Raw genomic sequence first — 26446 nt, forward strand, 5'->3', positions numbered from 1 at the left:
CTAGCGCTCGGCTCGCGGAGCCTCGCTGCTTGAGCGCAGATTGGGTGCTACGGTTCGGCTCTCGGAGCCTCGCTGCTTGAGCGCAAGGTGATGGCGGCGACGGATTCTGCGTGGCAGCCGGCGTTCGCCGAACGCGCGATAATTTCGTCACACAGGAAGCGGTCGTTAACGAAGGTTAAGCTGAGCCGTGAACTCCGCCGTAGCTCTCGCGTTGATCGAGGAACGCGAGACCGTGCCATGTTCAAGATCCTGATCCCTGCCGTCGCCGCCCTGGGCCTCGTGGCCTTTGCCGCGAAGACCCAACCGATGGCCGAAACGGCGTCCAGCCCGGTCGAACACACCAGCCAGGCCGGTCTGGGTTGGCATGTCAGCCACGAGGGCGCGATGGCGAAACTGGCCTATGGCGTGGCGAACTCCGACCAGCTGGCCATGATGGTCACCTGCGCGCCCGGCGATATGACGGCGGCCGTTTATGGGGATGTCCGTCCCACGGGCACCGCTGCGGTTGCGTTCTCGCCCATGGATGAGACCCGGATCGCCGTGAAGGACAGCCCCCTGCGCAGCCTGGTCGAGGATGGACGCATCAGCGTCCATGGCGAAGGCGGCGTACACCGGGTTTCCGCCACAGTGGTCGAACGGCGGGCCATCGCCGAGTTTCTGGGCTATTGTGCGCGAAAGCAGGCCTGATTTCGGGCCACGGGGGCGGGCCGGATGATCTCGACAGCAGCTCTGGCCGCACTCGTCCTGGCAATGCAGGCACCCGCATGGACGTGGACCCTGTACGAGGGCTCCGGTCCGATCGTCCTGGCCAATGAACGCCCCGACACGCCTGATCTACGCACGACGCTGGAGTGCTCGCCCGGATCCGGCATAGCCCGGGTGTCGGTCTACCAATCGACGCTGAAACCCGGCTTCGCCACCGTGACCTCGGGAGACCAGTCGGCGACGACGGAGGCAGGCCCGGGCGCGGACCAGGCCGTCGTCACCTCCCTGAGAACCGATCATCCCGTCTTCGGCCGGTTCTCTGCCAGCGGGACCCTGTCGATGACCGTCGGCGAAGCGCGCCAGGTCATCCAGATCGACGCCGGCGACCTCGCCAAACTGCGCCGCTTCGCCGACCTTTGCGGCGGATGACCCCGAAGATGCGCAAGATGAAACGACCCGCCACCGCCGTGTGTTTGTCGATCGGGGCCCTCACGGTCGCAGCCTGTTCGACCGTCGGCCCCTCGGCGCCCGCGAGGGCGCCCCTGGCTGCGAGCTCGGCCCCCAAACCGGTCACCAGCTATGACTGGTTCTATCACGAGGACGCGGGCCAGGCGCAGCTTGTCTTCGGTATGGAAGCCAGCGATGACATCCAGATGGGGCTGTCGTGCGCGGCCCGTAGCGGCAAGCTCGAGATCTTCGCCATCGCTGAGGCTCCCAGGGACATTCATCTGGAATCCGGCGGCGACACCGAACGGTTCAAGGCCGGGGCCGAGCCTTCGGAGCTGCATGACGGCAGCATCCTGACTGCTGAAGGCCCGGCGAACCTGCCGGTGTTCGCACGCTTCCGGCGCCTGGGCTGGATGGCGTCCCTGCACGACGGACGGCGCGACATGTTCGTCGCCCACCCCGGGACCCTCGCCAACGTCGAGCGCTTCTTCGACTTCTGCGGCTAGAGACCCAGGTCGGCGCGGACTTTCTTCGCCAGCTTTGCCGCGACAATCGCATGCGCCGACGCGAAATGGTCGGCCATATCCGCATCCGTCCAGCCCTCGGCCGCCTCGGGATCGGGAAGGTTCACCCATTTCGCCCGGGCCAGATAGGGTGCCGGCCGGGCGCGACCGGTCTCGGTCAGGACCTCATAGGCGATATCCGAGACCTTGAACGACACCCCGCCGTCCTGGCCGACCATCACGAACATCTTGCCTCCCACGCGATAGGCGTCGTGGTGATCACCGAAGGGGTGGTCCAGGGTCACGGCCGGCAGGGCCAGGCAAATCCTGCCGATCGCGCCCCTGTCCATCGGATCAGGCCTCGACGCCGACGCCGATCGGACAGACCACGCCCGTCCCACCGATGCCGCAATATCCAGCCGGGTTCTTGGCCAGATAGCCCTGGTGGTATCCCTCGGCAAAGTAGAACGGCCCCGCCGGTGCGATCTCGGTTGTGATATCTCCCCTGCCCGCCTGGCTCAGCGCGCCCTGATAGGCCTCGCGCGACGCCTCGGCCTGGGTCTCCTGGTCATCGTTCAGATAGTAGATGGCCGAACGATAGGTCGCGCCGACGTCGTTGCCCTGGCGCATGCCCTGGGTCGGATCGTGCCCTTCCCAGAACACCTTGAGCAACTCGGCGTAAGGGATTTCCTTGGGGTTGAAGACCACCTGGACCACCTCGGCCTGGCCGGTCAGGCCCGTGCAGGTCTCCTCATAGGTCGGATTAGGCGTGATCCCGCCCGAATAGCCAACCGCGGTCACCCAGACGCCGGGCAGGGTCCAGAATTTGCGCTCAACGCCCCAGAAGCAGCCCATCCCGAAGATCGCCGTCTCGAAGCCCTCCGGATGCGGCCCCTTCAACGGCCGGCCCGTGACGAAATGCACTTCGTCGGTGGGCAAGGGCGTCGATCGGCCCGGCAGCGCGGTCTCGGGGGTCGGCAGGTCGTGGCTCTTTCGGAACAGCATGGGGTTCTCCGGTCGTGCAGGGTCGATAAATCGGTTTCCTCCCATATGGGAAGCCATCCGGCGCTTGCCCAGCGCCCCGCGCTGTTCTATCAGCCTCGCCTCCCGCCGGACGACCATCCGGCGGCTCGACGAGGCCCGCGGGCCGATCGTGGAACGGACAGGTGGCGGAGTGGTCGATCGCGCACGCTTGGAAAGCGTGTGTAGGTGAAAGCCTACCGAGGGTTCGAATCCCTCTCTGTCCGCCACCGTTTTCTACCGACTAGGCTCTATCGCCCACCCGGTTGGGAACGTCCGGAAATCCAAATCGAATATGTCGCGAATCCGAACTGGCTCCTAGCCAGGCCGGCCGCTTTCGAGGCTGATTGAGCCCCCTGTGGGCTGCCAGTCTCTGCTGTTTTGAACCCAGTGGAGTTTGGCGTTAATTGTACCCTTAAGCCCAATGGGTGCGCACATCTCAAAGGGGACCCGATGGATGGCTGTAGGCACTCCCAACAGCTTTGCCGACGAGCTTCCAAAACTGTCGGTTCGCCAGTTGAAGGGCGCCAAAGTTGCGTTTGCGCACGGGCAGGAGCTCGTGTTCGAAAGCGCCGGTCTAAGATTTGTAACGAAGTCCATAGACGGCACTAGCGCTCTGATCGTGTGGAAAGACGAGGGCGAATATCGCCATCAAGCCATCGATTTCACGGGCATTGATCTCCGTCACGGCGAACGGCCGGCGTTCGCTTGCCCAGTCACCGGTAAAGCCTGTTACGACCTCTACCTCTACCGGTACGTCTGGGCGTCCGCGAAGGGTCATGGCCGACCGAGAGCTACCAAGCTTGGCAATCGTTATGATCGTCAACAGGTGCAGCTGGAGGCGATCAGGAACCGGCTGATGGGACTGGAAGGCCTGCCAAAGGTGAGAGGAGCCCGCCGCCGCGCCCTGGTCAAAAAGGCTCAGGCTATACCTTGGGGCACGCGCGTGTTTCCGGAGCTTGATGCGATCGCCGTTGAGATCGACCGAGTCGATGGCAAACGGGTGGCTCGGGCCTATCGGTCAAAGCGCAGCGACAGCCCCTATTCAACTGAGGTAGCGCTGCGCTTGGCACAAAGGCATGAGCTAGCTCCGACGGAGCTTGGAGCAGCAGAACTGCTCAACCGTCTCGGTCATGATGGTCTGGCTGCAGCTCACAACGTAGCTGTGCCCGGTCGACCACTGCGGAAGCTCGAGTCCGTCCCGGCACTTGATGCCAGGGTTCTAAGTCGGCTGTGGGCCCGAGACAGGGTCTGGTCTACCGCGCTGGCATGGCCCGACATGGCGACCGGGGCCGTATCAATCTGGTGGCTGGCGACCGACCTGCGAGACCAAGCCTGTCTGATTGCCGGCATTCGGCCATTCGGATCCAATGATGCAGACGTCCAGCGTCTGGAGCTGAGGCAGGCGGGTGCCTACAAGCCAAACAACCTCGTCTTCGTCTGCCCCATCCTTGGGACGCGGCACGACATTCTTTACCTGCGCGACGGCTTCTTCGCTTCCGCAAAGGCGCATCGTCTGGTCCACGCCTCGCAGCGCGGGTGAGGCCTACCGTTCATCCACCGGGGTATCTTCGAACCAGGGACGGAAGGCTTCGAAGATGTGGCGCGCCTGCTCCCTGAGCAACTGCTCTTTCTCAAGCTCGAGGACCCGAGTGCGCGACGTGCGAACCCCATATCCGCGATCGGGTGCAAATCTGCGCAGTATCCACTTCATCGAGGGAAGATGACCCTCCATGCCCTTCTTGATCACGACGCCGAGGGCGTAGTCGATCATCCCTTCCTTCACATGATAGAGTGTTTCGGCCAGGCTCGGAGTTTGCTCGATCCGACGCGAAAGCGTCCGGGGCGACATACCCAACTGGCGAGCAGCAATGCCGATGATGCCGCCACAGCCCTGAAGGGCGGCCTGGATCTCGGCGTTGGATTTTTCGATTCGCTTGGGCAAGGTCGTCTCCGGCCACCCATTTACCTCAGTCCGGGGCAAAGCCGAACGTCCGGCGCTGACTTTCCCAGTCATTGGGGATCTCGGCCTCATGCAGCATGGAAAGGGTCAGGCCTCTCGGCTGACACCCTTCGATGATGGCCTGCTGAATGTCGGGCGCGAGAAAGGCGAGTTCCACCAGCCGTCTCTCGTAAGTACCATCCAGCGCGTTACCCGTCCTGGCGGCGCGGCCCGACAATGGCAGCCCGATGCGGGTTAGCAGCGCATGGGCCTGACGCAGGGCTGACACCATGGCCCGGTCGACCTGTCTCCCAGGCAGGGCTATATGGCCGTCGATCTGGCAACGGCCGCCTCGAAACACGATGCTACAGGGTGTCATCGCCAGGACTGCGCCAGATCGGGCCAGCCAGCACCGCTCGCCCTCCCGCAGCCTTGCGCTCATCAGGCCCATGGCGTGGGCCCATTCCGAGGCCTCCATGTCCGGCGGGCGACTGAACGCCAGCTCCAACCCTACCGGTTTGAGAGTCACCGACTTCAGGACGGCGTCCTCCGGACGAGCCAGTCGATCGACAATGCTCGCAACGAGCTTATCCATCGGAGGACCGGGCAGCCGCCGGACGGCGGTGTCGCCGGCAGATGTGCGACCGACCTGCAACGCCCCGGAGACGTAGTAGCGATATCGCTTCCCTCCTCTACCAACTGCGAAGGTCGGGGTCATGGCGTGGCCCTGCTCGTCGAACAGCTTGCCCACCAGAGCCGACTCGGTGCGACGGGCGGAGCCAGTGACGCGTTTGACCCGATTGGCCGCCAGGATCATGCCGGCCGCATCAAAGGTGCTCTGGTCGATGATCGCCGAATGGAGCCCGTCGTGTACGACGTCTTTGTGGCGAACTTTTCCGAGATAGGCCGGATTGGACAGGATGTGGAAGGCCGCGCCGCGATTGATGCCCTGCCCGCCCTGGATCCGCCCGGTCGAAAAGGTGGTCAGCTTGGACGTGACACGGTCCGCCTTAAGCTCATCACAGAGGCGATGGACTGAGCCCAGGGCGATGTACCGATCGAAAATGTGCCTGACCGTGGCGGCTTCGGCCTCGTTGATCTTCAACGTTCGGCCTTCGGCGTCGTAACCGAGGGGCACGCGACCGCCCATCCACATCCCCTTCGCCTTGGAGGCCGCAATCTTGTCCCGGATGCGCTCTGAGGTGACCTCCCTCTCGAACTGGGCGAACGACAGCAGCATATTGAGCGTCAGTCGTCCCATGGACGAGGTGGTGTTGAACGACTGGGTCACCGAGACGAACGAGACCTGGTGCTTGTCGAACACCTCGACGATCTTGGCGAAGTCCCACAGCGACCGAGTCAGGCGATCGACCTTGTAGACCACCACCACATCGATGCGCCGAGCGGCGATGTCGGCAAGCAACTGCTTCAGGCCGGGCCGGTCCATGGTGCCACCGGAGATCCCGCCGTCGTCATAGGCGGTTTTCAGGCAGGTCCAGCCCTCCCCGACCTGGCTTCTGATATAGGCCTCACAGGCGTCGCGCTGGGCGTGGAGCGAGTTGTACTCCTGCTCCAGCCCTTCCTCTGAGCTCTTTCGGGTGTAGATGGCGCAGCGCAGGACGGGCGACTTGCTCATGCCGCCTTCCTGTCGATGTCGGCGCGCAGGCCGAAGAAGCGGGGGCCGTTCCAGCGCGAGCCGCTGATGTGGCGGGCGATCTCCGACAGGCTCTTCCAGCTTCGACCGTCATAGCGAAAGCTGCCCTCCTCCACGACCACCTCGTGCGGCACGCCCTTCCACTCCCGGGTCAGACGTATGCCCGGCTGCAGCCGGTCAGCGGCCGAGGCCCCTGCCCCGCCACGACGCAGCCGCCGCTTCGTCTCGGCGTCCAGCCCGCCAAAGGCCTCGGCCTGGATGCGCCAGGCGAGGTTCAGCCGCAGCAGTCGCGGCGAACGCAGTTTGGGCGGCGGCCCGTACCGGGTCTTCCAGACCGCGCGCAGGCCCTCGAGGCCCATGGCTTCGAGCCCCGCTACATCAGCCGCGATCCGCTGCTCCAACTCATTCGCCATCGGCTGCCCGATCGGCCGGTTGAGTTGACACCACCCGGCGGCGATAGACCCGCATGGCTCTCACCAGGGTGAGGACGTCCTCACCCGCCTCGGCCAGCAGATCCTCACGGCTGCGGTCGCCGCCGATCACCGCTTCCACGGTGATGGGGTAGGCCTCCTCGATGATGTCGGCGATCGTGCAGCTCAGCAGCTCCAGGGCATGATCGGCCAGGATGGAGTCGATCATGCCGACGCCTCTTCGGCATGAGCCGCGATGCGGTAGCGCCGGACGCCCTCTGTCTTCTCCGAGGCGATAACATAGCCGCGCTGACGCTTCAGCGATCCGGCCAAGGCCCCGCGCACCGAATGGGCCTGCCAGCCGGTAGCGTCGCAGAGCTCGTGCAGGGCGGCGCCCTGCTCACGGCTCATCAGGTGGACCATGGCACCCAGCTTGCCGAGCGCGGGCTTTGGACGGGCAAGATCGGTGACTGGCTGCTTCTCGGGATCGATGGCGGCCTTGGCCTTGCGCGGCGTGTGGAACTTGAGCGGCTCGGTCGCGGGGGGCGGCGCGTCCTGGGGTGGACGGCGGGCAGCGGTCTGGATGGTCATGGCGATCTCCTCGTGGGGGTGATTGGCCGTTGGCGCGGCCTCACCTCCCAGGGCCGGCGGAGCGGTCTGCTCCCCGGCCTGCGACCCGTCTGGATGCACCGAATAACGCTCTGGTCGCGCGCTCAGTCCAGCAGATAAGTGCTTGTATGCGCAGGATTTGACTGTGTTCGAGAGTAGAGCGAACCGTCCGTCGCCGAGACTCTTCGGCGACATCGGAGACCCACTATGATCCCTCGTAACAACATCCTCGCCGCCGCCCTCGCGCTTGCTCTCCCCCTCACCGCCTGCGGCGACGAGCCAAAGCCAACCGGTCCCAGCGACGCCGCCTACGAGATCGTCGGAAAGGAGGCGGTCAAGGCGCGTCTGCGGGATCCGGACTCGGCAGAGTTCACCCTGGTCCGCGTCGTGCGGCGTGGTGAAACCACGGCCATTTGTGGCTATGTGAACAGCAAGAACGGACTGGGGGGCATGACCGGCCCCCAACGCTTCATCTCCGGGGGCGCGACTGCTCTGGAAGAAGACTTCGCGCCGGGTGAGATGGATCAGGCCTGGGCAAGGCTCTGCTGAATGCGGCAGTGGCGGCAGGACTCAGGTCCAACAGTGACTGCGGACGAGGGTCACTGTGTCGTCATGAGGGTTTGACCGACGGGCCGCCGGCCCATTAGCTGGCCGTACCGCGTTGCGCCAGGCAGCGTCGGTCGGCCCTCTCCCCTCAAGCCGTGGAAGACCAAATGATGACCGACGACGAACGGATTGACGCCCTGCTCGACCTCGTTGATCCGGCGCGCAATGCGACCATCAATCGCGGCCCAGAGCTCGTCGTATTGGGTCTGGCGGAACCCGGCGGCAAGGGCGGTTATCGGCCGACCAATGCCGGGTGGGTCGTGATCGGTAATCGCGGGCGTGCTTTTCAGCCGCGCTGAACTGGCCGAGCCTACAGGCTTCAGCTCACCTCCCCGCCTTGACCAACTGCACGAATGGCGGTCCTTCAACCACATAAGTGTCGGTCCCCGGGGACAGACGCGTTGCAAAAGCCACGGGAAGCTCATGTCAACCACCTGTCTCTATTCCTTCTTTGATCTGTTCTCCCGGTCCGTGGTTGCTACCAAGCACCTCCTCGGAAAAGGTGTTGCGCACGCTTCTGACCTCGGGGTTTCCGAGCAGGACATGCTGAACTGGCGGCTGGCCGACGACATGCATCCACTGGGGTTCCAGCTCATGGTCGTCGCAAACTTCACCAGGACATGGTCGGCTAGGGTTGCCGGGCTCGAAGTGCCGGACGGCATCAGCGCTGATCTCGACGTCGCCGGCTTCAACGCGGGCTTGGATGCCGCGTTGTCCTATCTGGGCTCACTCACGCCAGAGCAGTTCGAAGGCCGTGACACTTTCCCGTTGACCTACGAGATCATGCCGGGCCTCGCTCCGACCTTCCCCGCCTCGCGGTGGATGACCGTGTTCACCGCCACCACCATCAACTTCCATGTGTCCATGGTCTACGCGATCCTACGCAACAACTGGGTGCCACTCGGGAAGGCAGACATGTTTGCCGCCGGCCTGGGCTAGCCAACTTGGTGACGGCGGCAAGTGGGGGTCACCGATGGCTAATGCCAATGGGCAGTCTGGAATGCGCCAGTAGCGTACATCTATCCTTGGCCAGCAATGCGATATTGGGCCAAGTGCGGCTGCTGCTAACGCTGCTGTTCCTTCCCTCTCTGGCCATCCGAAAGCGATTCATGTTGACCTAAGCCGGTCCGTTCGGTCGAGCCAAACGGGATCGACACCAATGAGCGATGGATTGTAGCCGGCGATGACAGACAGCGACGAAATGGCTTCGCCTCCTCAAGAAGCGGTCGCGGTCGTGGTCGACTGCAACTGCTTCCTGCAGCTCAGAGATCTACAGGATCTTCAGTGGCGCGAACTGCTGCCAGGGGTGAAACGGGTCGACGTGATGGTGGTGCCGTCCGTCCTCACCGAGCTCGATCAAAAGAAGGTCGACCCAAAGGATCGAGTGCGGAATCGCGCACGCGCGGCGCTCAGGCAAATCGACGCCGCCTCCGAACGCGATCCGACGCAAATTCAGCTCCGAGACGCGCCGGTGCAGGTCAACTTGGGTCTGCCGGAGGTACCGCGGACAGACTGGTCGCTGCATCCTGGGTTGGATCCCTCGCGAGCCGACGATGGGCTCGTAGCTCAAGCGCTCGATACGCCCACAGCGACCCCTAAAGTCCTGCTCAGCCACGACTCCGGGCCTCGCGTGACCGCTCGACGGTGCGGCCTCGCCGCAAAGGCTCCCCCGGACAGTTGGCTCCTGCCAGACCCAGTCGACCACGACCGGAAAAAGATTCTGCAGCTACAGCGCGAGAACGCGGCACTGTTGGCCCGGCACCCACAGGTCGTAGCCGACTGGGATTCCGGCCAGCTGGATTCTGGGCGGCTGAGAATCGCGCGGCTGATGGTGAAGACTCTTCGGGGAGAGGCGATAGTCTCGCTTGTCAAACGTTGCGAGCAGCTTTCGCCGCTTGCGACTGCCATCATGCGGATGGGCGAGGGTTTTTTCATCGGAAGCGACGACCTCTCTGGCGAGGCAAGCCAGTACGACCACAACCGCTATGTTGCGGCATGGGGGAAGTGGCGAGACGACCTCTACGCCTTCTTCGAACGTCTGCACGAGCGTTTGGCCGATGCGAGTCGGATTGGATCGGTCGACCTTCTTTACGAGAACCTCGGGTCGGCGACGGCGGAACGCCTCACGATCGAGATGTCGGCCTCGGAAGGCTGGCGTCTGCTGCCGGACGAGCGGGAAGTCGAGCTGATCGCGCCCCTCCCCCGCGCGATTCCTAGTCCGCCGCTAACGCCGTTCCAGCAGCGCCGTAAGGATCGCGCGGCGAAGGCCGACGAGGTCGGTCGCCAGTTCCGATCCTTGCTTCCCTACCGCGAGGAACCCCGCATTCCGACCGGCTTCTACTGGATCAAACGACCAAACTTCGAAGGAAGGTACGGTAGCTCCGAGTGCGCCGAGTTCCGAGCGAAGGCCAAGGAAACCGACACGGTTTGGTTGATGCCGCTGCAGGCCGCTCCCCAAACCGGTAGCCTGCCCGCGCCGGAATTGCCGAACTGGGAGCCGTTCACCTGGGACAACGGCTTCACCCAGATCATTGTCTCCGAGATCCCCTGCAACTGGCTTCAGTGCCAGGAGAACTCGATCGACCCCGTCCACTTCGAGTGGATGCACACCAACTGGTCGCGCCGCCAGCAGGACGCCATGGCCGAGCTGGGACCCAAGCACCTCCAGGTCGCCTTCGACGAGTTCGAATACGGCCTGATCTATCGACGCGAGCGAGAGGGACAGCCCGAGAACCACGCGATGTGGACCGTCGGCCGCGTCTGCCTGCTGCCGAACTGCTTCTTCCTCGGCGACCATTTCGAATGGCGCGTGCCGATCGATGACGAGAACACGCTCAGCATTTCCTGGGTCTTCAATCGTGTGCCCAAGGAGTCTGAGCCCTATGTCCAGGGTCCGATCCCGACCTGGAAGGGGCCGATCAAGGATCCCGAAACCGGCCGCTGGATCAGCACCCACGTGATCAACCAGGACTTCATCGCCTGGGTGGGTCAGGGCGTCGTCGCCGATCGCACCAGGGAGAGACTGGGACTCAGCGACCGTGGCATCCAGATGCTGCGCAAGCAGTTGATGGCCGACATGGATGCCGTCGAGGCCGGGCACGACCCCAAGGGCGTCGTCCGAGATCCCGAGGTCGCCAAGCTGATCGTCCTGCCGGTCGCCGAGCGTGAGCATCTGACCGAAGGCCTGCCCCTGGCCGACTACCGGGCCCATCCGGTCATGGGCAAGCATCTGGAGCGGTTCATGTTCCAGGCCGGACAGCCGGCCGAGGTGTGGGACGCCTTTGTCGCCGCCATGAGCATTCCGGGCACCAAGCCGGTCGACGATCGCGTCGTCATCCAGGTCTGACCGCATGTCCCAGGCCGCCCTGAGCAATGAACAGACCAGCCAGCTTCAGGCGCTGTACGACGAGATGCGGCCCGCGTGCCTGAGCCCGCTGTGGGAGGTGCTGGCCTCGCTGGTGACGCCCGAACCGTCGTCGGCGGTCGTGGCGCACAAATGGAGCTATGACGACGCACGCCACTATCTGATGCGCGCCGGCGATCTGATCAGCGCGGCCCAGGCCGAGCGGCGCGTTTTGATCCTGGAAAACCCGGGCCTGCCCGGTGCCTCCCGGATCACCAACAGTCTGTATGGAGGGCTGCAGTTGATCCTGCCGGGCGAGGTCGCGCCCTGCCATCGTCACACTCAGTGCGCCCTGCGATTCGTCATGGAGGGTGAAGGGGCCTTCACCGCCGTGGACGGCGAGAAGGCCTTCATGCGGCCCTTCGACCTGGTTCTGACTCCGGGTGGCCAGTGGCACGACCACGGCAATCCAAGCGACCGGCCCATGATCTGGCTGGACGGTCTGGACATCCCGACTGTCAGCCATTTCGATGCCAGTTTCTCGGAAAGACTGGGCTGCGACGCCCATCCCGAAACCGTCCCGCCCGGCGATACGTCCAGCCGATACGGCCACAATCTGCGTCCCATGCGGGGCAGTATCGCCGACCGTCGCCCGTCGCATCAGCCTCTGTTTCACTACCCTTACGCCGAATGGCGTTCCGCCCTGGATCGCTTGGCCCAGGCCGGAGAGCCGGATCCGCATCTGGGCCACGCGCTGGAGTTCACAAACCCCGCCGACGGCGGGTCGATCATGCCGACGATCTTGGCCCATGTTCGCCTGCTGCCCAAGGGGTTCTCCTCCCGCAGCCGTCGATCGACCGACGCCAGTATTTATGTGGTGGTCGAGGGGGCCGGGCGGGCCTGGCTGAACGACGCGCCGATGCCATTGGCGACGCGCGACATCATGGTCGTTCCGTCCTGGACGCGCTTGCGGTTCGAGGCGGACGACACCCTGGTCCTGTTCGGCTACTCCGACCGGGCCTGCCAGGAAAAGCTGAATCTCTACAGGGAAGAAAACGCGTGAAACTGATCTTCGAGCCGGCAGCCCCCGTTTTGGCCCCGACCACCACAGGTGAAAGCTTTCCCATCCGTCGCCTGTTCTGCATCGGTCGCAACTACGCGGCTCATGCCCGCGAAATGGGAAAGGATCCGGACCGCGAGCCGCCCTTCTTCTTCACCGGCTGGCCCGAGACAGTCGTTCCCGACGGCAGCATCATCGCCTATCCGCAGGCCACATCGGATTACCAGCACGAGATCGAACTGGTCGTCGCCATCGGCAAGTCGGGTCGAAACGTACCGGAGGAGCAGGCGCTCGACCTCGTCTATGGCTACGCTGTCGGGTTGGACATGACACGGCGCGACCTTCAATTCATTGCTCGCGACGCTGGCCGTCCCTGGGACGCGGGTAAGAATGTCGAGGAATCCAAGCCCCTGGGCCCGATAAGTCCGGCGGCGGGCTTCAACGTCTCGAAAGGTGCTATCACCCTGACCGTCAATGGCACGACCAGACAGACCGGCGACCTGGCCGACCTGATCTGGTCGGTTCCGGAAATCATCGCCCACCTATCCAAATTCTATCGGCTGGAGCCGGGCGACCTGATCTATACCGGCACGCCAGCCGGCGTTGGTCCGGTCGTTCAGGGCGATATACTGGTGGGGGCCATCAATGGCTTGGGCCAACTCGCGGTCACCATCGGCCCACCGGCAACCTGATGACCCTGTTGGGCTGATTTCACCGCAGCCTGGCGGGTTCGGACGGCCTAGAGGTTGTCATGCGGCATCCACATCGGTGCGAATGCGGCGAAGGGTGGGACTTTCAGGATAACCCGGCCGAATTGAGAAGCTCCACACCCTGCCGAAATCAGGCGACCACGGTCGCACAAGCAGCATTCGCTTCCTAGCGAACGCGTCAAAGGGCGGGTCTGCTGATCAGATGGTGTTGGATGTTGAAGGCATGTAGATCGCTGCGTGGGTGGTGAGGAATCTCTGCGATGCGGCTTGGGATTTGAACCTCTGCTGCTGTCGTTCTCGTCATCGACGGCCCGCCAAAGGCACATGCGCTTTCCGCCGCTCGAACAGACCATTTCATCCAGATGCCAACGAAATGGCGGCGGTTCAGCCGCTTCGCGATCAGCGTTCCAAACTCAATCGTCCAGCACCGGATCGTATCATAGCCCACGGCACAATCCCGCGCTGCGCCAGCCCCCCCCCCCGGGGTCACGAAAACTGAGGCTGAAGCGGAAGTACAGCCATACCGCCTGATGAATCATATCGCTTGGAAATCGGTGGCGCTTGAACGAGACCGGCTTCACGAGACGTCATCTCCATCAGCGGCTTAAGGCACGTTCAATGGAAATGGATTGGCCCTAGACTGACAGTACCGTTAGGTCGATGATTAAGCCCATCTTCTTGATGACTGCAGAGGACATTCACGCTCAAGGATTAACCGAACCTACCGATAGTGACGGTACAAAATCTAGATCGAACAGACATGGCTCTTCGTATCGCGTTACATACTGATCGCAGTCAGCCGCGATTTCACTAGAGGAAGGGCTTGTTCCCGTATCTATCCATTCAGACAGATTTTTGAGCAACGCGGCATACTCGGAGTTGCTGAGTTTCGAATGATCAACTTCGTTGGTGAAAGTCTGAACGAGCAGATTCGATCGCCCGGCTGATGCTACCGTCTGGCGGTAGAAATGATCTACGCCGACAAACACGGTGGGATCGTACTTGGCATGAATGGTCACTGTAGGCAGAACGATGATCCCGCTCAGGTCGGCGTCATATGCGAGCCGTGCCACAGCCATTGGATGCGCCGAAAAGCGTTCGACCCCGGCATTCAGCGCCGCATCGTCATCCGATCCGGAATAGGTGACGCCGGCATTGGAGAAGGGATTAAGACCACCTAGCCGACGGTGGACGATGTCCTGAAAAAGGTTCGTTGCCCACGCCAGATGGGCTACCAGTTGTGGTTCGCCGATACCGGTCACACCAAGTATGTTGCGGAGGTTGGATGTCTGAAGTGCCGTTCGCTCCGAGGGCCGAAGTCCGACGCCGGTGCACTCGTCAACGCGCGCGGATAGCTCAGCCCGAGACATGCTTTGATCGGCAGGCAAACCCTGCCAGATCGGATACTGCTGCTCATCCGGCCTGGGGTGATTCCGGCAATAGAACTGGTACACGGCGCGCAGGTCGGCACGAAACCCATAGGCTCGGGTACCGCCTGAGGTCACCCCGGCCGTTAGCATGACGCCGTCGTAGTTGTTCGATCCGTCGGCGGCGATCGCGTAGAGTTCCGCCGCCTTGGCCGCGACATTGCCGCCCCATGACTGGCCGTGAAGAATGGTCCGCCTGGGCTTGCCAAACCGGCCCCAGAAGATCGTCCTCAGAATGTCCGTGTCCTCGGCGGCCATCCGTACGCCATAGCCGCCGCGTCGATAGGTCGATCCGGCCCAGGCGTAGCCTTCCCCCACGGTCACCGCGAACCGTTGCAGATCCTCGACCGGGTCGTCCTGTGCCGGAGGCTGGGTGCGCGGCCCGCCGTGGGCGTGGACGACCAGGGTGCCGTTCCAGTCGGCCGGAATGGCGATCCAGTAGAAGGCACCCTCGTCCGACCGCCCCCGATAGCAGGCGGTGCGCGCGGGCAGGCCGTCGGGGCAGGTCGCCTCGGCAGGCTCGACGCCGGCCTCTGCAGTGGCCGCCTCGCCGGCGATCGCGCAGGCCGCCAGGAGACCGATGGCCGACAGGGCCATAACGATCGGACGCATGGTACGGGTCAGGACCATCATGCTTGAATCCGGAAAGAAAAGGCTGGGGCGACGCCGGAGCGCCGCCCCAGTTTCGGGGAGAAGAATGCGCTCGCGCCGCAGGTCAGCGCGTCACGAGCCTGATGCCACCTAGAAGCTGGTGGACAGGTTGACGTACCAGTAGCGACCGTAGGGGCGGTACAGCGATCCCAGATAGCCTGATTGCGCCAGGGGAGGTGTTTCGTTGGTGATGTTGCGGGCACCGACGCGGACCTTGGTTCCACGGACCCAGCCCATGGCATCGTCGAACTCGTACTGGCCATACAGGTTACCGGTGATCTGGCTATCGACCTTCCACTGTTCGCCGGTGGTGGACAAAAAGCCGGTCTCGCGTACCGCGCCCGTATACTGGGCGAACGCTCCGACCTGCCAGGGTCCGTTGGACCAGGTCAGATTGGACGTGACCTTCCACTCGGGCCGGCCGTTGCGCGCCAGCAGGTTGGACGCGATCGGCAGTGGCGTCGCGGGATTGATCGTCCCGGCGTCGCGGGCCGCGTCCAGTTCGTCGATCGCGGGGCCTGCATCACGATTGAAGTCGATCAGCTTGGCGGCGTTCAGGCTGAAGCGGAACCGGCCGATCGGCGTGTCGCGCAGCCGCCATTGCATCCCGAAGTCGATGCCCTGCACGTCCTGTGGCAGCAGGTTCACGAACCGGTCCGAGACGCTGAGCAACTGGCCGACCGGCGCGATACCCGTACCGGCGAAGAAGGCGACGTCGTCGACGGTCGGCGCCGCGCGGTTGACGTTTGCGCTGGAACTGCCCTGGACCCGGGCCAGATAGTCCTGAACCACGCCCGTCTGGCCGCCGATCAGGCCGACGATGTCGGTCTGTTCGATCTTCCAGCGATCGACGGTAAAGGTGAAGTCGCCCCAGCTCGGTGGGATGAAGGTCGGCTGGAACACCAGACCGACGGACTGGTTGGTGCTCTCCTCGGGTTTCAGGTCCGGATTGCCCGAGACCAGCAGCGAATAGCCGATCGACTGGGAACAGGCGTTGAAGGTGGCGATCCGGCGCGCCCGCAGGTCCGCCTCGCAGCGGATGTAGTCGTTGTTGGTGGCCAGGCGCGCATAGGTCGCAGCATTGGTCTGTTCCAGGTTCGGCGCGCGGAAGCCTTCGGAGTAGGACGCCCGGACCCGCAGTCCGTGACCGATGTCCCAGGCACCCGCGATCTTGGGCTTGGCCACATTGCCGAAGTCGGAATAGTTCTCGTAGCGACCGGCGACCTGGAAGGTCAGGCTCTCGACGAACGGGATGTTCATCCCCGGCGAAACGACGGGCACGGCGAACTCGACATAGGCCGAGAACACGTCCCGTTCGCCGTGGGTGTCCGGGTTGGAGCTGACGGCGGCCAGGTTCGAGATGCTGATCGTGCCGTCCACGACGTCGCGGAAGATGTTGGTGCCGTCCAGATCGGCGTCGCGGTCGTCGTCCTGGGTCTCATGGCGCGCCTCGACACCAAAGGCCACGCCCAGCGGCCCGGCCCAAAGGTTCAGCAGGTCCGGCCGGGAGACCTTGAAGTCCCACAGGGTCAGGCCGGTCTCGGATTCGCGCACCAGGTCGGTCGAGATGGCGTCGATCGCGACCTGGGAGCTGGGGGTGCAGTCGCCGAACGTCGTGGTGGTCACGCACCCGCCGTTGAAGGGGTTGTAGGCGTCGGGCGTCGACAGGGCCAGGCTGGCCTGAAGCGCGGTCATGTTCACCGCATTCGAGGTGTCGGTGGCCCCGGCCTGCGAATACATCAGCGCGCTTTCCCAGTTGAAGCCGCGCCATTCACCGCGCAGCCCGCCCAGCAACCGGGCCTGATAGTTGTCGACATCGACCGTCTGGAACCCGGTGTCATTGAAGCGGTAGTTGGTCAGACGGACTGGCAGGCCGGCCGTCGGCACGCCGGTCAGGCCGGACAGCCGGTTCGGATTGGCCTGGCCGTTGGCGAAGGTCACCGGGCCGAACGGGTTCCAGTAGTTGGACGCCGGGATGTAGATGGCGTTCAGGTTGATGGTCGGCGGCTGGATGTTCTGGGTCGTCGCGGCATAGAAGCCGATCTCACCAAAGGCCGTGATCCCGTTGTCAAAGTCGTAGTGACCGGTGAAGAAGGTGTTCAACCGCTCGACTTCTGGGGTCACCGTGGTGCCGATGGCCGTATCGTAGCGCAGGTCACGGCCAGCGCCGGTGAAGCTGATCGCCCCCGAGGCGATACAGATGTCTGTCGCGATCGGCGCGCCACAGCCATAGCTGGACGGCTGGCTGTGGAAGACCCCGGCAGCGGTGGTCAGGGCCGTGCCGTTCCTGCGGATCGCCGTCGTTGTCCGTGCCGCGAGGCTAGCCCAGGCACCCCGCGTAGCCCGGGCATCCGGGTCGGCCGAGGTCTCGAAACCGGGCTCGTTCGCGAAGAAGGGACGCAGATCGGCCGAGGCCGTGAAATCCTGGTCCTCGGCCAGCAGGGCCTCGCGCTTGGTGTAGTCGATGAAGGCAGAGACATTGCCCTTGGCGAAGTCCTTGCCCGCATGGACGCCCAGGGTGAACTCCCGCAGGTGGGTGCCCTCCGCACCGCCATATTGGGTCTCGACCTCGAGGCCGTCGAAATCGTCTTCCAGAACCGTGTTGACTACGCCGGCGACCGCGTCCGCGCCGTAGATGGCGGCCGCGCCGTCCAGCAACACTTCAAGCCGCTCCAGCCCTGATACAGAAATGGCGTTGGAGTTGTAGCTGAGCACCGGCACAGTCCCCGTGTCTGACGTGCCCTGGCTGGTCGGGTGGGAAACGATCCGGCGACCGTTCAGAAGGACTAGAGTGTTGCCGACGCCGAGCGAGCGCAGATTGACCGAGTTGACGTCGCCGCGCGCTGCGTTGGAGGTCTGGGGATTGTTGGCCGCGGAGAACAGCACGTCGCCCATCTGGGGAATGGACCGCAACAGATCGTCGCCGTTCACCGCACCGGTGGCCAGGACCTCATCGGCCGTGATGACCGTCACGGGCAGGGCTGCCGTCGTCGAGGCACCGCGGATCTGGGATCCAACAACGACGACGTCCTCGACCTGGGCCGCGTCGGGGTCGATCCCGTCGGGCTGCGCGGCGGCATCCTGCGTCGGCGGCGTCTGGGCCATTGCGGCACCCGCCAGGGTCAGTACGGCGGCGGCCGTTGTCGCGAACAGTGTGCTCTTCAAGGTTCTCATTTGTTCCTCCCTCAGTCGCCTTTGCGGCGTCGTTGATTGTGTTTGCGGGCTCGTCAGTCTGCGACCACGGCCGTGTCGTCGCCCGGCCCCGCCTTCGGGTCGGGCTGTGCGGCCAGGGCTTTGGGCGTTCCGTTCAGGGCGGCGTCCAGCGCGTCGCGATCCAGCTCGTTCTCCCAGCGCGCCACCACGATGGTGGCCACGGCGTTGCCGATGAAGTTGGTCAGGGCCCGGCACTCGCTCATGAACCGGTCCACGCCCAGGATCAGCGCCATCCCCGCGACCGGCACCGACGGCACCACCGCCAGGGTCGCGGCCAGGGTGATGAAGCCCGCCCCCGTCACCCCCGCCGCCCCCTTGGACGACAGCATGGCCACCGCCAGCAGCAGAACCTGCTCGCCCAGCGTCAGCTCGACCCCGCACGCCTGGGCGATGAACAGCGCCGCCAGGGTCATGTAGATGTTGGTGCCGTCCAGGTTGAACGAATATCCCGTCGGCACGACCACCCCGACCACGGACTTGTCGCAACCCGCCGCCCCCATCTTCTGAATCAGGCTGGGCAGGGCCGCCTCGGACGAGGATGTGCCCAGCACCAGCAGCAGCTCCTCCTTCAGATACCGCATCAGCTTGAAGATCGAGAACCCGTTCAGCCGCGCCACGGTCCCCAGGATCACGACGACGAACAGGGCGGCCGTGAAATAGAAGGTCAGCACCAGAGCGGCCAGGTTGACCACCGATTCGATCCCGTACTTGCCGATGGTGAAGGCAAAGGCCCCGAACGCCCCGATCGGCGCCGCCTTCATCAGGATCGCTACCAGCTTGAACATGGCGTCCGACAGGCTCTCCAGCACGTTCAGCACCGGCTGGGCCCGGTCCCCGATGATGGCCAGGGACACCCCGAACAGCACCGAGAAGAACAGCACCTGCAGGATTTCGCCGCCCGCGAACGCCCCGACCACGGTCTCGGGGATGATGTTCATCAGGAAGCCGACGATCGAGGTATCGTGCGCCTTGTCCGCATAGGCGGCGACCGCCCCGGCGTTCAGACTGGCCGGATCGATGTTCATGCCGGCGCCCGGCTTGACCAGATTGGCCACGATCAGCCCGACGATCAGCGCCAGGGTCGAGAAGGTCAGGAAATAGGCAAACGCCTTGCCCACCACCCGGCCCAGACGCGCCAGATCCCTCAGATGCGCGATCCCCGTCGCCACGGTCAGGAAGATCACCGGCGCGATGATCATCTTGACCAGCCGGATGAAGGCATCGCCCAGCGGCTTCAGCTTCTCGCCGAAGCCCGCGATCGCCTCCCCGTTCGGCCCCGTCGTGCTGGGCCAGAAATGCCCGATCAGCGCCCCCAGCGCGATGGCGATCAGCACCTGGAAATACAGGTGGCGATAGAAGGGGTGTTTGACCGGCGTCGGCATGGCAGGCGTACTGGGGTTCAAGACCGCTTCCTCTCGACGGACCAGGTCCGCTGTTTCCTCGATGCGATCTTGCGTCGCCTTCGCTGGACCGATCTTCGCCGCGCTTTCGCCGGATTCGAAATCCTTCTTCTCGCTCGGTCTATGCACTGTTTTCCCTGAATAATTCTCCATTACTGGTCAATTTTTCAGGCGAGTAGTGCGAAATTCCGCCAATGACTATGGCTAGATCGTGCGGAAAATCGCACATTGGCGACATGGCTGTTCTGAGGACTTTCATTGGTGGCCTCGCCCAGCAGGCGTCGAAGGGGCCCTGGCCGCTCGTCATCGTCGCCTGGCTGATCCTGACGATCACAGCCGCAGTCGCTGCGGGCGAGGTCGCCCGCCGTCAGGCCGAACGTGACATAGGCCGCCAAGCACAGGCTGCCGCCGCCCTGCACGCCGCAGTCCTGCGCAGCGAGCTCGAGAAGCACCGGTCCCTGCCCCTGGTCCTGGTTCAGGACCCCGAGGCGGTCATGCTGCTGAGCGACGCGACACCGGCACGGGCCGAACTTGTGAATCGCAAGCTGGAGCTGCTTGCGGACCAGACCCGGGCCGCCGCCATCTATCTGCTGGACACGAACGGCGTCGCCCGCGCAGCTTCCAACTGGCGGCTCCCGACCAGTTTCGTCGGCTCAAATTACAGTTTCAGGCCCTATTTCACCCGCGCGATCGCGCAAGGATCCGCAGAGTTCTTTGCCTTGGGCACCGTCAGCGGCCGACCGGGACTGTATCTCGCGCGCCGGCTCTCCGACGGTTCCGGCCGGCTGCTCGGCGTCGTTGTGGTCAAGGTCGAGTTCGATGCCCTGGAACAGGAATGGCGCGGCTCGGGCGAGCCTGCCTATGTCTCGGACCAGAGCGGCGTGGTCCTGATAACCTCCGTTCCCGACTGGCGTTTCCGCACGGTTGCACAGATGACGCCTGAGCAACGTCGTCTGGTGCTGGCCGGTCAGACTCTGGGCCACGACGCCCTGGCCCCCCTGCCCTTCCAGACCACGACCAGCACGCCCCGGCTGGTCTCTGCGCCGGTCAATGGCCCGGACCAGCCCTGGATTTCCGCCCAGGCCCCGACCAGCACGCCGGGCTGGACCCTGCATCTGCTGTCCCCGGCCGGGAACGCCATCCTGGTGGCGGTGACCAACGCCCGCGCCGTCGCGGCCCTGATCGTCACCCTGTTGATGGTCGTCGTCGCCGTCCTGATCCGACGTCGCCAGCTGACGCAGGCCCAGGCCTTGGCCCAGATCGCCGCCCGTGCCGAGCTCGAGCATCGTATCGACGAACGTACGGTCGAACTTCGCGTCGCCAACGACGAACTCAACCGCCAGATCGACGAACGCCGCCAGGCCGAGGCCAGTCGCGAATTGCTGCGCGACGAACTGGTTCAGGCCAACAAGCTGGCGACCCTGGGCCAGATCGCAGCCGGCGTGGCGCACGAGATCAACCAGCCGGTCGCTGCCATTCGCACACATGCTGACAGCGCCTCGGCCTATCTGGATCGTGGGGATAGGTCGGGTGTCCAACGTAACCTCACCCGCATCGCCGACCTGACGGGGCGCATCGGTTCGATCACCGACGAATTGCGAGCCTTTGCACGCAAGACCGCGTCCACCCCATCGCTCGTCGATCCCGAAGCCGCCATCGACGGTGCCCTGATTCTTCTATCGGGACGTCTGCGCGAGAGCCGCATAACCCTCGATCGGACCACCACGACAGCCCCTTGCTTCGCCTTGGCGGAAAGAGTGCGGTTGGAACAGGTTATTGTGAACCTGGTCCAGAATGCCATCGAGGCGCTGGAGGAGGCCCGTCCTGCCGCGCCCCGCTTGTCGATCGAGGTACGGTCTGCCCGCGATCACGTCGAGATCGTCATCGCCGACAATGGCCCCGGCCTTGACCCGGCCGTCGCCCAGGCCCTGTTCACCCCGTTCGTCACGACCAAGCCCAACGGCCTGGGTCTGGGCCTGGTGATCTGTCGCGACATCGTCGCGGGCTTCGGCGGTGAGTTGATCCTCAGTCCGTCCGGATCAGGGGCGACCTTCGTCATTTCACTGAAGGCGTCTCATTGATGGATTTCGCACGCCCCTTTGCCATAGCCCTCGTCGATGACGATGACGATTTCCGCGCGGCGCTCGCCGAACGTCTGGAGATCGAGGGGTTCGACGTCACGGCACATTCATCAGCCGAGGCCGCGCTGAAGGCTCTCGATCCCGGCTTCCTCGGTGTGGTCGTCAGCGATCTGCGCATGCCCGGACTCGACGGTCGCCAGCTGCTGAGCCGCCTTCAGGCCATCGACGACGGCCTGCCCGTGATCATGATGACGGGCCACGGCGATATCGAGGATGCGGTCGAGGCTCTGCGTCACGGCGCCTATGATTTCGTGGCAAAGCCCTTCGCCTTCGACCGCCTGCTCGGCAGTCTCAAGCGCGCGTTGGAGAAGCGCGCCCTTGTGCTGGACAACCGTCGCCTCTCCGCGGCCGCAGCCGAGGTCGGGCTCGAACTGCCTCTGATCGGCGCGTCCGAGACCATGGTGCGATTGCGCGACACCATTGCCCAACTCGCCGACGCCCGGCTGGACGTGCTGATCGAGGGGGAGACCGGTGTCGGCAAGGAGGTCGTCGCACGCGCCCTGCACAACGGCGGCCGCCGTCGCATTCACCCGTTTGTCGCCGTGAATTGCGGCGCGCTTCCCGACGGCCTGATCGAGAGCGAGCTGTTCGGCCACGAGGCCGGGGCATTCCCCGGCGCCGTGCGCCGTCGTGTCGGCCATATCGAACACAGTCATCGTGGCACCTTGTTCCTGGACGAGATCGAGAGCATGCCCATGGCCGTCCAGATCAAGCTCCTGCGTGTCATCGAAGAGCGGGAGGTCCAGCCTATCGGCGCGACCCAGCCCCGTCCCCTCGACCTGCGTATTCTCGCGTCCTCCAAAGTCGACCTGGAAGAGGCGGTAGGGGCGGGGATCTTTCGCAGTGATCTCTATTATCGTCTGAACGTCATCAAACTCCGGGTGGCACCCTTGCGGGAACGGCGCGATGACGTTCCCTTGCTGTTCGGGCACTTCCTGCGACGCGCTGCAGCCCGCGAGGGTCGCGCTCCACCCTCGATGTCAGCCACCGCTCGTCGTCGCCTGCTGGATCATGATTGGCCCGGCAATGTTCGAGAACTGGCTCACTTCGCCGAGCGTGTTCTGGCGGGCCTGGAAGAGCCCCAGTCTGCGACGCAGTCGCCACCGGGCAATGGACTCGCCGAGAGTTTGGCACGGTACGAAAGCCAGCTGATCCTCGAAGCCCTCGAGTACTGGGGCGGTGACGTTGTCGCGGTCGCCGGGAGCCTGAAACTTCCCCGAAAAACTCTCTATGACAAGCTGCAACGCCACCGACTTAGGCCCGCCGATTTTCGTGGCCGCAAATAGCCCAAACAACACTCTACCTTTCCACCTTCCCGCTTCGCCGAACAAACGTCATGGACAACAAGCCCGTTGGTGACTGCTGGTAGCGAACGTCCGAAACGATCAAAGCGCCGATCGCAGAAGGCAAATCTTCCAGCCAATTCCGGCCCTAAGGGAGTGCTGTCAACTCAACTCCGGCGGATGACTGAGTAACGGCACCTCCCCGCTCATGCCACGGCGCCAAGCGTGATGAGCGGCCGCGCGGAACAGCTTCATCGCGGGTCGCGAGGCCAGATGCCGCTGCATGTTGAAGGTGTTGTAGACGGCGGTATGTGTTGGCAGAAACCGCTGCGCTGAGATCTGGGACTTGAAGCCCTGCATCCGCCGCTCTCGCTGTCGGATCGACAGATGGGAGTTCTCGACCCGATTGTTTTCGCGGAGGCGACCGGGCCGATATAGTTCAGTCGGGCCCAGTGCGTCGACTGCTGAGACATACGACTTGAGACCGTCTGTCACGATGGCTGTCGGACTAACCGGCTGTTCTCGGAGCAGTTTCTCGATGAAGGAAGTCGGTGTCGAAGCGTGGCGTCGCTTCGCCACAGTGTTCCCCAGAACCTCGCCTTCATCGTCCACGGCGCGCCAGAAATACATGTGCCGATCGCCGATGCGGCTGACCATCTCGTCGAGATGCCATCGTGGCGAAGGGGCCGGCCGCAGCCGTTTCAGGTTCCTGGCGATTTGCAGACCGAATTTGTGAACCCACGGGCGGATTGCTTCGTGAGAGACTTCCACACCCCTCTCCGCGAGGATCTCGTCAACGTCGCGAAGGCTGAGCGAGAAGCGGAAGTAGAGCCATACAGTCGGGCGGATAACCTCCGCATTGTGCCGATAACGCTTGAAAGACAATTTGCGCATAACCCCATGTTCCACATCGCCCTCACCCTACTCAGTTGAGACGAGTTAGCATTGGACTGACAGCACCGCCCCAGAGCTTCAATTGCTTGCCCGTTTTTCTTGGAGACTAGTTCTCTACTAACTACGTGAACCGCCTTCATCCCGGGCTTCACACCGCTCTCGTACCGCTGCGCCGTCGATCTCTTCCCAATGGTCCCATCATTCCGCCTTGACGTGGCGTCGGCACTGGCTGCACGAACCTGGCAGGTGCCTCCGGTGCGTCCTCCGCCGACGGAGTGGCTGGCGAAAGTCAGATCGCGCGCGCGGTCCTGCCGAGCACGTCACCGCGCGCCGAATTGTTTCAACCCTGGACCGGCCCTTATGACGGCGTGCCGCCGTGGGACAAGGTCAGCAGAGCCGCAAGCCTCGCTGAACGGGGTGTCTGAACGCAAAAACGCCGCCCTGTTGGGGGCGGCGTTTGTGATTTGGGTGCGGGAGCAGGATTTGAACCTGCGACCTTCAGGTTATGAGCCTGACGAGCTACCGGGCTGCTCCATCCCGCGGCAGATGAGGCTTTGTGAAGGAAGATGTTCGAGAGATATCAAATAACTGCTGTCCGACTGGTAGACCCGGCGGCGACCTACTCTCCCGCGCCTTGAGACGAAGTACCATTGGCTCTGGAGGGCTTAACGACCGAGTTCGGAATGGGATCGGGTGGGGAACCTCCGACATAACCACCAGGTCAACCAGGCGGACAGCGAATTATTTGAGAAGACATTGTCGTATTCAAAGATCGAATGAGTTTTGCTGAGAAACGATCAAACCGATCGGATTATTAGTACCAGTAAGCTTCACGCGTCGCCGCGCTTCCACACCTGGCCTATCAACGTGGTAGTCTTCCACGATCCTCAGCGAAGCCTTGTTTTGAGGTTAGTTTCCCGCTTAGATGCTTTCAGCGGTTATCTATTCCATACTTAGCTACCCTGCTGCACAGCTGGCGCCATGACAGGTCCACCAGAGGTATGTCCATCCCGGTCCTCTCGTACTAGGGACAGATCCTCTCAAGCTTCGAACACCCACGGCAGATAGGGACCAAACTGTCTCACGACGTTCTGAACCCAGCTCACGTACCACTTTAATCGGCGAACAGCCGAACCCTTGGGACCTGCTCCAGCCCCAGGATGTGATGAGCCGACATCGAGGTGCCAAACTTTGCCGTCGATATGGACTCTTGGGCAAAATCAGCCTGTTATCCCTAGAGTACCTTTTATCCGTTGAGCGATGGCCCTTCCACTCGGGACCACCGGATCACTATGGCCGACTTTCGTCTCTGCTCGACTTGTCAGTCTCGCAGTCAGGCGGGCTTATGCCATTGCACTCGACGACCGATTTCCGACCGGTCTGAGCCCACCATCGCGCGCCTCCGTTACACTTTAGGAGGCGACCGCCCCAGTCAAACTACCCACCACGCCATGTCCCGGGACCGGATAACGGCCCTCGGTTAGACGTCAACGACAGTAAGGGTGGTATTTCAAGGATGGCTCCACCAGAGCTGGCGCCCCGGTTTCATAGCCTCCCACCTATCCTACACATACGGTCGCTAACGCCAAGGCGAAGCTATAGTAAAGGTTCATAGGGTCTTTCCGTCTGACCGCGGGAACCCCGCATCTTCACGGGGAATTCAATTTCACTGAGCCTGTGCTGGAGACAGTGGGGAAGTCGTTACGCCATTCGTGCAGGTCGGAACTTACCCGACAAGGAATTTCGCTACCTTAGGACCGTTATAGTTACGGCCGCCGTTTACCTGGGCTTCAGTTCGTCGCTTTCACAACTCCCTTTAACCTTCAGGCACCGGGCAGGCGTCAGACCCTATACGTCGCATTGCTGCTTCGCAGAGCCCTGTGTTTTTGCTAAACAGTCGCTACCCCCTGGCTTGTGCCACTCTCACCTGCTTGCGCAAGGAGAGTCACGCTTATTCCGAAGTTACGCGTGCAATTTGCCGAGTTCCTTCAGCACAGTTCTCTCAAACGCCTTGGTATACTCTACCTGACCACCTGTGTCGGTTTCGGGTACGGTCTCTGCTGGAGTTATTTCCAGGGACAGCTTCGCTGCCGGGAACAATCCAATAAGCCCCGACAACTTACACCATCCGTCACTTCCAGCTGGTGCAGGAATATTTACCTGCTTCCCATCGACTACGCTTTTCAGCCTCGCCTTAGGGGCCGACTAACCCTGCGCAGATTAGCTTTACGCAGGAACCCTTGGTCTTTCGGCGGGAGTGTCTCTCACACTCCTATCGTTACTCATGTCAGCATTCTCACTTCCGATACCTCCAGCCAGGCTCACGCCTGACCTTCACCGGCTTACGGAACGCTCCGCTACCGCTTGCAGTAAACTGCAAACCCATATCTTCGGCGCATGGCTTGAGCCCCGTTACATTTTCCGCGCA

At 63.3% G+C, this 26446-nt stretch carries 24 protein-coding genes, 2 tRNA genes and 2 rRNA genes (1 of these 28 only partly in view); 13 read left to right on the plus strand and 15 right to left on the minus strand.

What is annotated here, in order from left to right; translation table 11 throughout:
* The first annotated feature begins 237 nt into the window (after positions 1–237).
* From O5K39_RS14940 to O5K39_RS14950, 3 genes are read left to right on the plus strand one after another with little or no spacing between them, the layout of a single operon-like run.
* A complete protein-coding gene (locus O5K39_RS14940) occupies positions 238–687 on the plus strand; it encodes a hypothetical protein (protein ID WP_271144405.1) in 450 nt (149 codons plus the stop codon).
* 24 nt (positions 688–711) lie between these two features.
* Positions 712–1134 (plus strand): hypothetical protein, encoded by a 423-nt coding sequence (locus tag O5K39_RS14945; RefSeq protein WP_271144406.1) that lies wholly within the window; start codon positions 712–714, stop codon positions 1132–1134.
* A gap of 17 nt (positions 1135–1151) precedes the next feature.
* Entirely contained in the window at positions 1152–1658 is a 507-nt protein-coding gene (locus tag O5K39_RS14950; RefSeq protein ID WP_271144407.1) for a hypothetical protein, read from the plus strand.
* On the opposite strand, the gene O5K39_RS14955 is transcribed toward O5K39_RS14950, so the two are convergent.
* Together O5K39_RS14955 and msrA are read right to left on the minus strand one after the other, a co-directional pair.
* The gene (locus tag O5K39_RS14955) at positions 1655–2005 is read right to left on the minus strand and encodes an MmcQ/YjbR family DNA-binding protein (protein WP_271144408.1); all 351 of its coding nucleotides are present in this window, start codon (positions 2003–2005) and stop codon (positions 1655–1657) included. The genes O5K39_RS14950 and O5K39_RS14955 overlap by 4 nt on opposite strands.
* A gap of 4 nt (positions 2006–2009) precedes the next feature.
* Positions 2010–2660 carry a peptide-methionine (S)-S-oxide reductase MsrA gene (gene msrA, locus O5K39_RS14960; protein ID WP_271144409.1) on the minus strand — a complete coding sequence of 217 codons (651 nt, stop codon included), beginning with the start codon at positions 2658–2660 and terminating at the stop codon, positions 2010–2012.
* 155 nt (positions 2661–2815) lie between these two features.
* Here msrA and O5K39_RS14965 point away from each other — a divergent pair.
* Both O5K39_RS14965 and O5K39_RS14970 read left to right on the plus strand, forming a co-directional pair.
* Positions 2816–2905, plus strand: a tRNA-Ser gene (locus O5K39_RS14965).
* A 227-nt stretch (positions 2906–3132) separates the two neighbouring features.
* Positions 3133–4218 (plus strand): hypothetical protein, encoded by a 1086-nt coding sequence (locus O5K39_RS14970; RefSeq protein ID WP_271144410.1) that lies wholly within the window; start codon positions 3133–3135, stop codon positions 4216–4218.
* 3 nt (positions 4219–4221) lie between these two features.
* Here O5K39_RS14970 and O5K39_RS14975 read toward each other — a convergent pair whose 3' ends face one another.
* The 5 genes from O5K39_RS14975 to O5K39_RS14995 are packed head-to-tail and all read right to left on the minus strand — an operon-like array spanning position 4222 to position 7272.
* Complete coding sequence (locus tag O5K39_RS14975) at positions 4222–4620, minus strand: helix-turn-helix domain-containing protein (RefSeq protein ID WP_271144411.1); 399 nt, start codon at positions 4618–4620, stop codon at positions 4222–4224.
* Between the two features lie 25 nt (positions 4621–4645).
* The gene (locus tag O5K39_RS14980; protein ID WP_271144412.1) at positions 4646–6253 is read right to left on the minus strand and encodes a recombinase family protein; all 1608 of its coding nucleotides are present in this window, start codon (positions 6251–6253) and stop codon (positions 4646–4648) included.
* Positions 6250–6684 carry a DUF2924 domain-containing protein gene (locus O5K39_RS14985; RefSeq protein ID WP_271144413.1) on the minus strand — a complete coding sequence of 145 codons (435 nt, stop codon included), beginning with the start codon at positions 6682–6684 and terminating at the stop codon, positions 6250–6252. The genes O5K39_RS14980 and O5K39_RS14985 overlap by 4 nt, the downstream gene beginning before the upstream one ends.
* Entirely contained in the window at positions 6674–6910 is a 237-nt protein-coding gene (locus O5K39_RS14990) for a hypothetical protein (RefSeq protein WP_271144414.1), read from the minus strand. Before O5K39_RS14990 ends, O5K39_RS14985 begins: the two co-directional genes overlap by 11 nt.
* Entirely contained in the window at positions 6907–7272 is a 366-nt protein-coding gene (locus tag O5K39_RS14995; protein WP_271144415.1) for a DUF3489 domain-containing protein, read from the minus strand. The genes O5K39_RS14990 and O5K39_RS14995 overlap by 4 nt, the downstream gene beginning before the upstream one ends.
* A gap of 225 nt (positions 7273–7497) precedes the next feature.
* Here O5K39_RS14995 and O5K39_RS15000 point away from each other — a divergent pair, with 225 nt between their 5' ends.
* The 6 genes from O5K39_RS15000 to O5K39_RS15025 all read left to right on the plus strand — a co-directional run bounded on the left by O5K39_RS15000 (position 7498) and on the right by O5K39_RS15025 (position 12991).
* A complete protein-coding gene (locus O5K39_RS15000; protein WP_271144416.1) occupies positions 7498–7839 on the plus strand; it encodes a hypothetical protein in 342 nt (113 codons plus the stop codon).
* 164 nt (positions 7840–8003) lie between these two features.
* Entirely contained in the window at positions 8004–8195 is a 192-nt protein-coding gene (locus tag O5K39_RS15005; RefSeq protein ID WP_271144417.1) for a hypothetical protein, read from the plus strand.
* A 124-nt stretch (positions 8196–8319) separates the two neighbouring features.
* Positions 8320–8835, plus strand: coding sequence for a DUF1993 family protein (locus tag O5K39_RS15010; RefSeq protein ID WP_271144418.1), 516 nt, complete (start codon positions 8320–8322; stop codon positions 8833–8835).
* 244 nt (positions 8836–9079) lie between these two features.
* Positions 9080–11242 (plus strand): PIN domain-containing protein, encoded by a 2163-nt coding sequence (locus tag O5K39_RS15015; protein WP_271144419.1) that lies wholly within the window; start codon positions 9080–9082, stop codon positions 11240–11242.
* A 4-nt stretch (positions 11243–11246) separates the two neighbouring features.
* Complete coding sequence (gene gtdA, locus O5K39_RS15020; RefSeq protein WP_271144420.1) at positions 11247–12302, plus strand: gentisate 1,2-dioxygenase; 1056 nt, start codon at positions 11247–11249, stop codon at positions 12300–12302.
* Positions 12299–12991 carry a fumarylacetoacetate hydrolase family protein gene (locus O5K39_RS15025; protein ID WP_271144421.1) on the plus strand — a complete coding sequence of 231 codons (693 nt, stop codon included), beginning with the start codon at positions 12299–12301 and terminating at the stop codon, positions 12989–12991. The genes gtdA and O5K39_RS15025 overlap by 4 nt, the downstream gene beginning before the upstream one ends.
* Positions 12992–13187: 196 nt before the next feature.
* Here O5K39_RS15025 and O5K39_RS15030 read toward each other — a convergent pair whose 3' ends face one another.
* From O5K39_RS15030 to O5K39_RS15045, 4 genes are all read right to left on the minus strand, one after another.
* The gene (locus O5K39_RS15030; protein WP_271144422.1) at positions 13188–13457 is read right to left on the minus strand and encodes a hypothetical protein; all 270 of its coding nucleotides are present in this window, start codon (positions 13455–13457) and stop codon (positions 13188–13190) included.
* Positions 13458–13713: 256 nt separating this feature from the next.
* A complete protein-coding gene (locus O5K39_RS15035) occupies positions 13714–15069 on the minus strand; it encodes a hypothetical protein (protein ID WP_271144423.1) in 1356 nt (451 codons plus the stop codon).
* Positions 15070–15177: 108 nt separating this feature from the next.
* Complete coding sequence (locus tag O5K39_RS15040) at positions 15178–18261, minus strand: TonB-dependent receptor (protein ID WP_271144424.1); 3084 nt, start codon at positions 18259–18261, stop codon at positions 15178–15180.
* 53 nt (positions 18262–18314) lie between these two features.
* Positions 18315–19682, minus strand: coding sequence for a dicarboxylate/amino acid:cation symporter (locus tag O5K39_RS15045; protein WP_271147169.1), 1368 nt, complete (start codon positions 19680–19682; stop codon positions 18315–18317).
* A 254-nt stretch (positions 19683–19936) separates the two neighbouring features.
* Between O5K39_RS15045 and O5K39_RS15050 the strand changes: the two genes are divergently transcribed.
* Both O5K39_RS15050 and O5K39_RS15055 read left to right on the plus strand, forming a co-directional pair.
* The gene (locus O5K39_RS15050; protein ID WP_271144425.1) at positions 19937–21781 is read left to right on the plus strand and encodes an ATP-binding protein; all 1845 of its coding nucleotides are present in this window, start codon (positions 19937–19939) and stop codon (positions 21779–21781) included.
* Complete coding sequence (locus tag O5K39_RS15055) at positions 21781–23127, plus strand: sigma-54 dependent transcriptional regulator (RefSeq protein WP_271144426.1); 1347 nt, start codon at positions 21781–21783, stop codon at positions 23125–23127. The genes O5K39_RS15050 and O5K39_RS15055 overlap by 1 nt, the downstream gene beginning before the upstream one ends.
* A 159-nt stretch (positions 23128–23286) precedes the next feature.
* Here O5K39_RS15055 and O5K39_RS15060 read toward each other — a convergent pair whose 3' ends face one another.
* The 4 genes from O5K39_RS15060 to O5K39_RS15075 all read right to left on the minus strand — a co-directional run.
* Positions 23287–24018, minus strand: coding sequence for an IS6 family transposase (locus tag O5K39_RS15060; protein ID WP_271144427.1), 732 nt, complete (start codon positions 24016–24018; stop codon positions 23287–23289).
* Positions 24019–24483: 465 nt separating this feature from the next.
* A tRNA-Met gene (locus tag O5K39_RS15065) sits at positions 24484–24560 on the minus strand.
* 64 nt (positions 24561–24624) lie between these two features.
* Positions 24625–24739 (minus strand): 5S ribosomal RNA (rrf, locus tag O5K39_RS15070).
* Between the two features lie 72 nt (positions 24740–24811).
* Positions 24812–26446, minus strand: a 23S ribosomal RNA gene (locus tag O5K39_RS15075); it runs 1151 nt beyond the window's last position.

Source organism: Brevundimonas sp. NIBR10 (genome assembly GCF_027912515.1).
Taxonomy (GTDB): Bacteria; Pseudomonadota; Alphaproteobacteria; order Caulobacterales; family Caulobacteraceae; genus Brevundimonas.

Coding starts and splice junctions, on each gene's coding strand:
- O5K39_RS15035 (WP_271144423.1), bottom strand. CDS start 15,069: ATGATGGTCCTGACCCGTACCATGCGTCCGATCGTTATGGCCCTGTCG.
- O5K39_RS14940 (WP_271144405.1), top strand. CDS start 238: ATGTTCAAGATCCTGATCCCTGCCGTCGCCGCCCTGGGCCTCGTGGCC.
- O5K39_RS15050 (WP_271144425.1), top strand. CDS start 19,937: ATGGCTGTTCTGAGGACTTTCATTGGTGGCCTCGCCCAGCAGGCGTCG.
- O5K39_RS14995 (WP_271144415.1), bottom strand. CDS start 7,272: ATGACCATCCAGACCGCTGCCCGCCGTCCACCCCAGGACGCGCCGCCC.
- O5K39_RS14985 (WP_271144413.1), bottom strand. CDS start 6,684: ATGGCGAATGAGTTGGAGCAGCGGATCGCGGCTGATGTAGCGGGGCTC.
- O5K39_RS15010 (WP_271144418.1), top strand. CDS start 8,320: ATGTCAACCACCTGTCTCTATTCCTTCTTTGATCTGTTCTCCCGGTCC.
- O5K39_RS14970 (WP_271144410.1), top strand. CDS start 3,133: ATGGCTGTAGGCACTCCCAACAGCTTTGCCGACGAGCTTCCAAAACTG.
- O5K39_RS15055 (WP_271144426.1), top strand. CDS start 21,781: ATGGATTTCGCACGCCCCTTTGCCATAGCCCTCGTCGATGACGATGAC.
- O5K39_RS14990 (WP_271144414.1), bottom strand. CDS start 6,910: ATGATCGACTCCATCCTGGCCGATCATGCCCTGGAGCTGCTGAGCTGC.
- O5K39_RS14945 (WP_271144406.1), top strand. CDS start 712: ATGATCTCGACAGCAGCTCTGGCCGCACTCGTCCTGGCAATGCAGGCA.
- O5K39_RS15060 (WP_271144427.1), bottom strand. CDS start 24,018: ATGCGCAAATTGTCTTTCAAGCGTTATCGGCACAATGCGGAGGTTATC.
- O5K39_RS15015 (WP_271144419.1), top strand. CDS start 9,080: ATGACAGACAGCGACGAAATGGCTTCGCCTCCTCAAGAAGCGGTCGCG.
- O5K39_RS15040 (WP_271144424.1), bottom strand. CDS start 18,261: ATGAGAACCTTGAAGAGCACACTGTTCGCGACAACGGCCGCCGCCGTA.
- gtdA (WP_271144420.1), top strand. CDS start 11,247: ATGTCCCAGGCCGCCCTGAGCAATGAACAGACCAGCCAGCTTCAGGCG.
- O5K39_RS14950 (WP_271144407.1), top strand. CDS start 1,152: ATGAAACGACCCGCCACCGCCGTGTGTTTGTCGATCGGGGCCCTCACG.
- msrA (WP_271144409.1), bottom strand. CDS start 2,660: ATGCTGTTCCGAAAGAGCCACGACCTGCCGACCCCCGAGACCGCGCTG.
- O5K39_RS15045 (WP_271147169.1), bottom strand. CDS start 19,682: ATGCCGACGCCGGTCAAACACCCCTTCTATCGCCACCTGTATTTCCAG.
- O5K39_RS15000 (WP_271144416.1), top strand. CDS start 7,498: ATGATCCCTCGTAACAACATCCTCGCCGCCGCCCTCGCGCTTGCTCTC.
- O5K39_RS14980 (WP_271144412.1), bottom strand. CDS start 6,253: ATGAGCAAGTCGCCCGTCCTGCGCTGCGCCATCTACACCCGAAAGAGC.
- O5K39_RS15005 (WP_271144417.1), top strand. CDS start 8,004: ATGATGACCGACGACGAACGGATTGACGCCCTGCTCGACCTCGTTGAT.
- O5K39_RS14955 (WP_271144408.1), bottom strand. CDS start 2,005: ATGGACAGGGGCGCGATCGGCAGGATTTGCCTGGCCCTGCCGGCCGTG.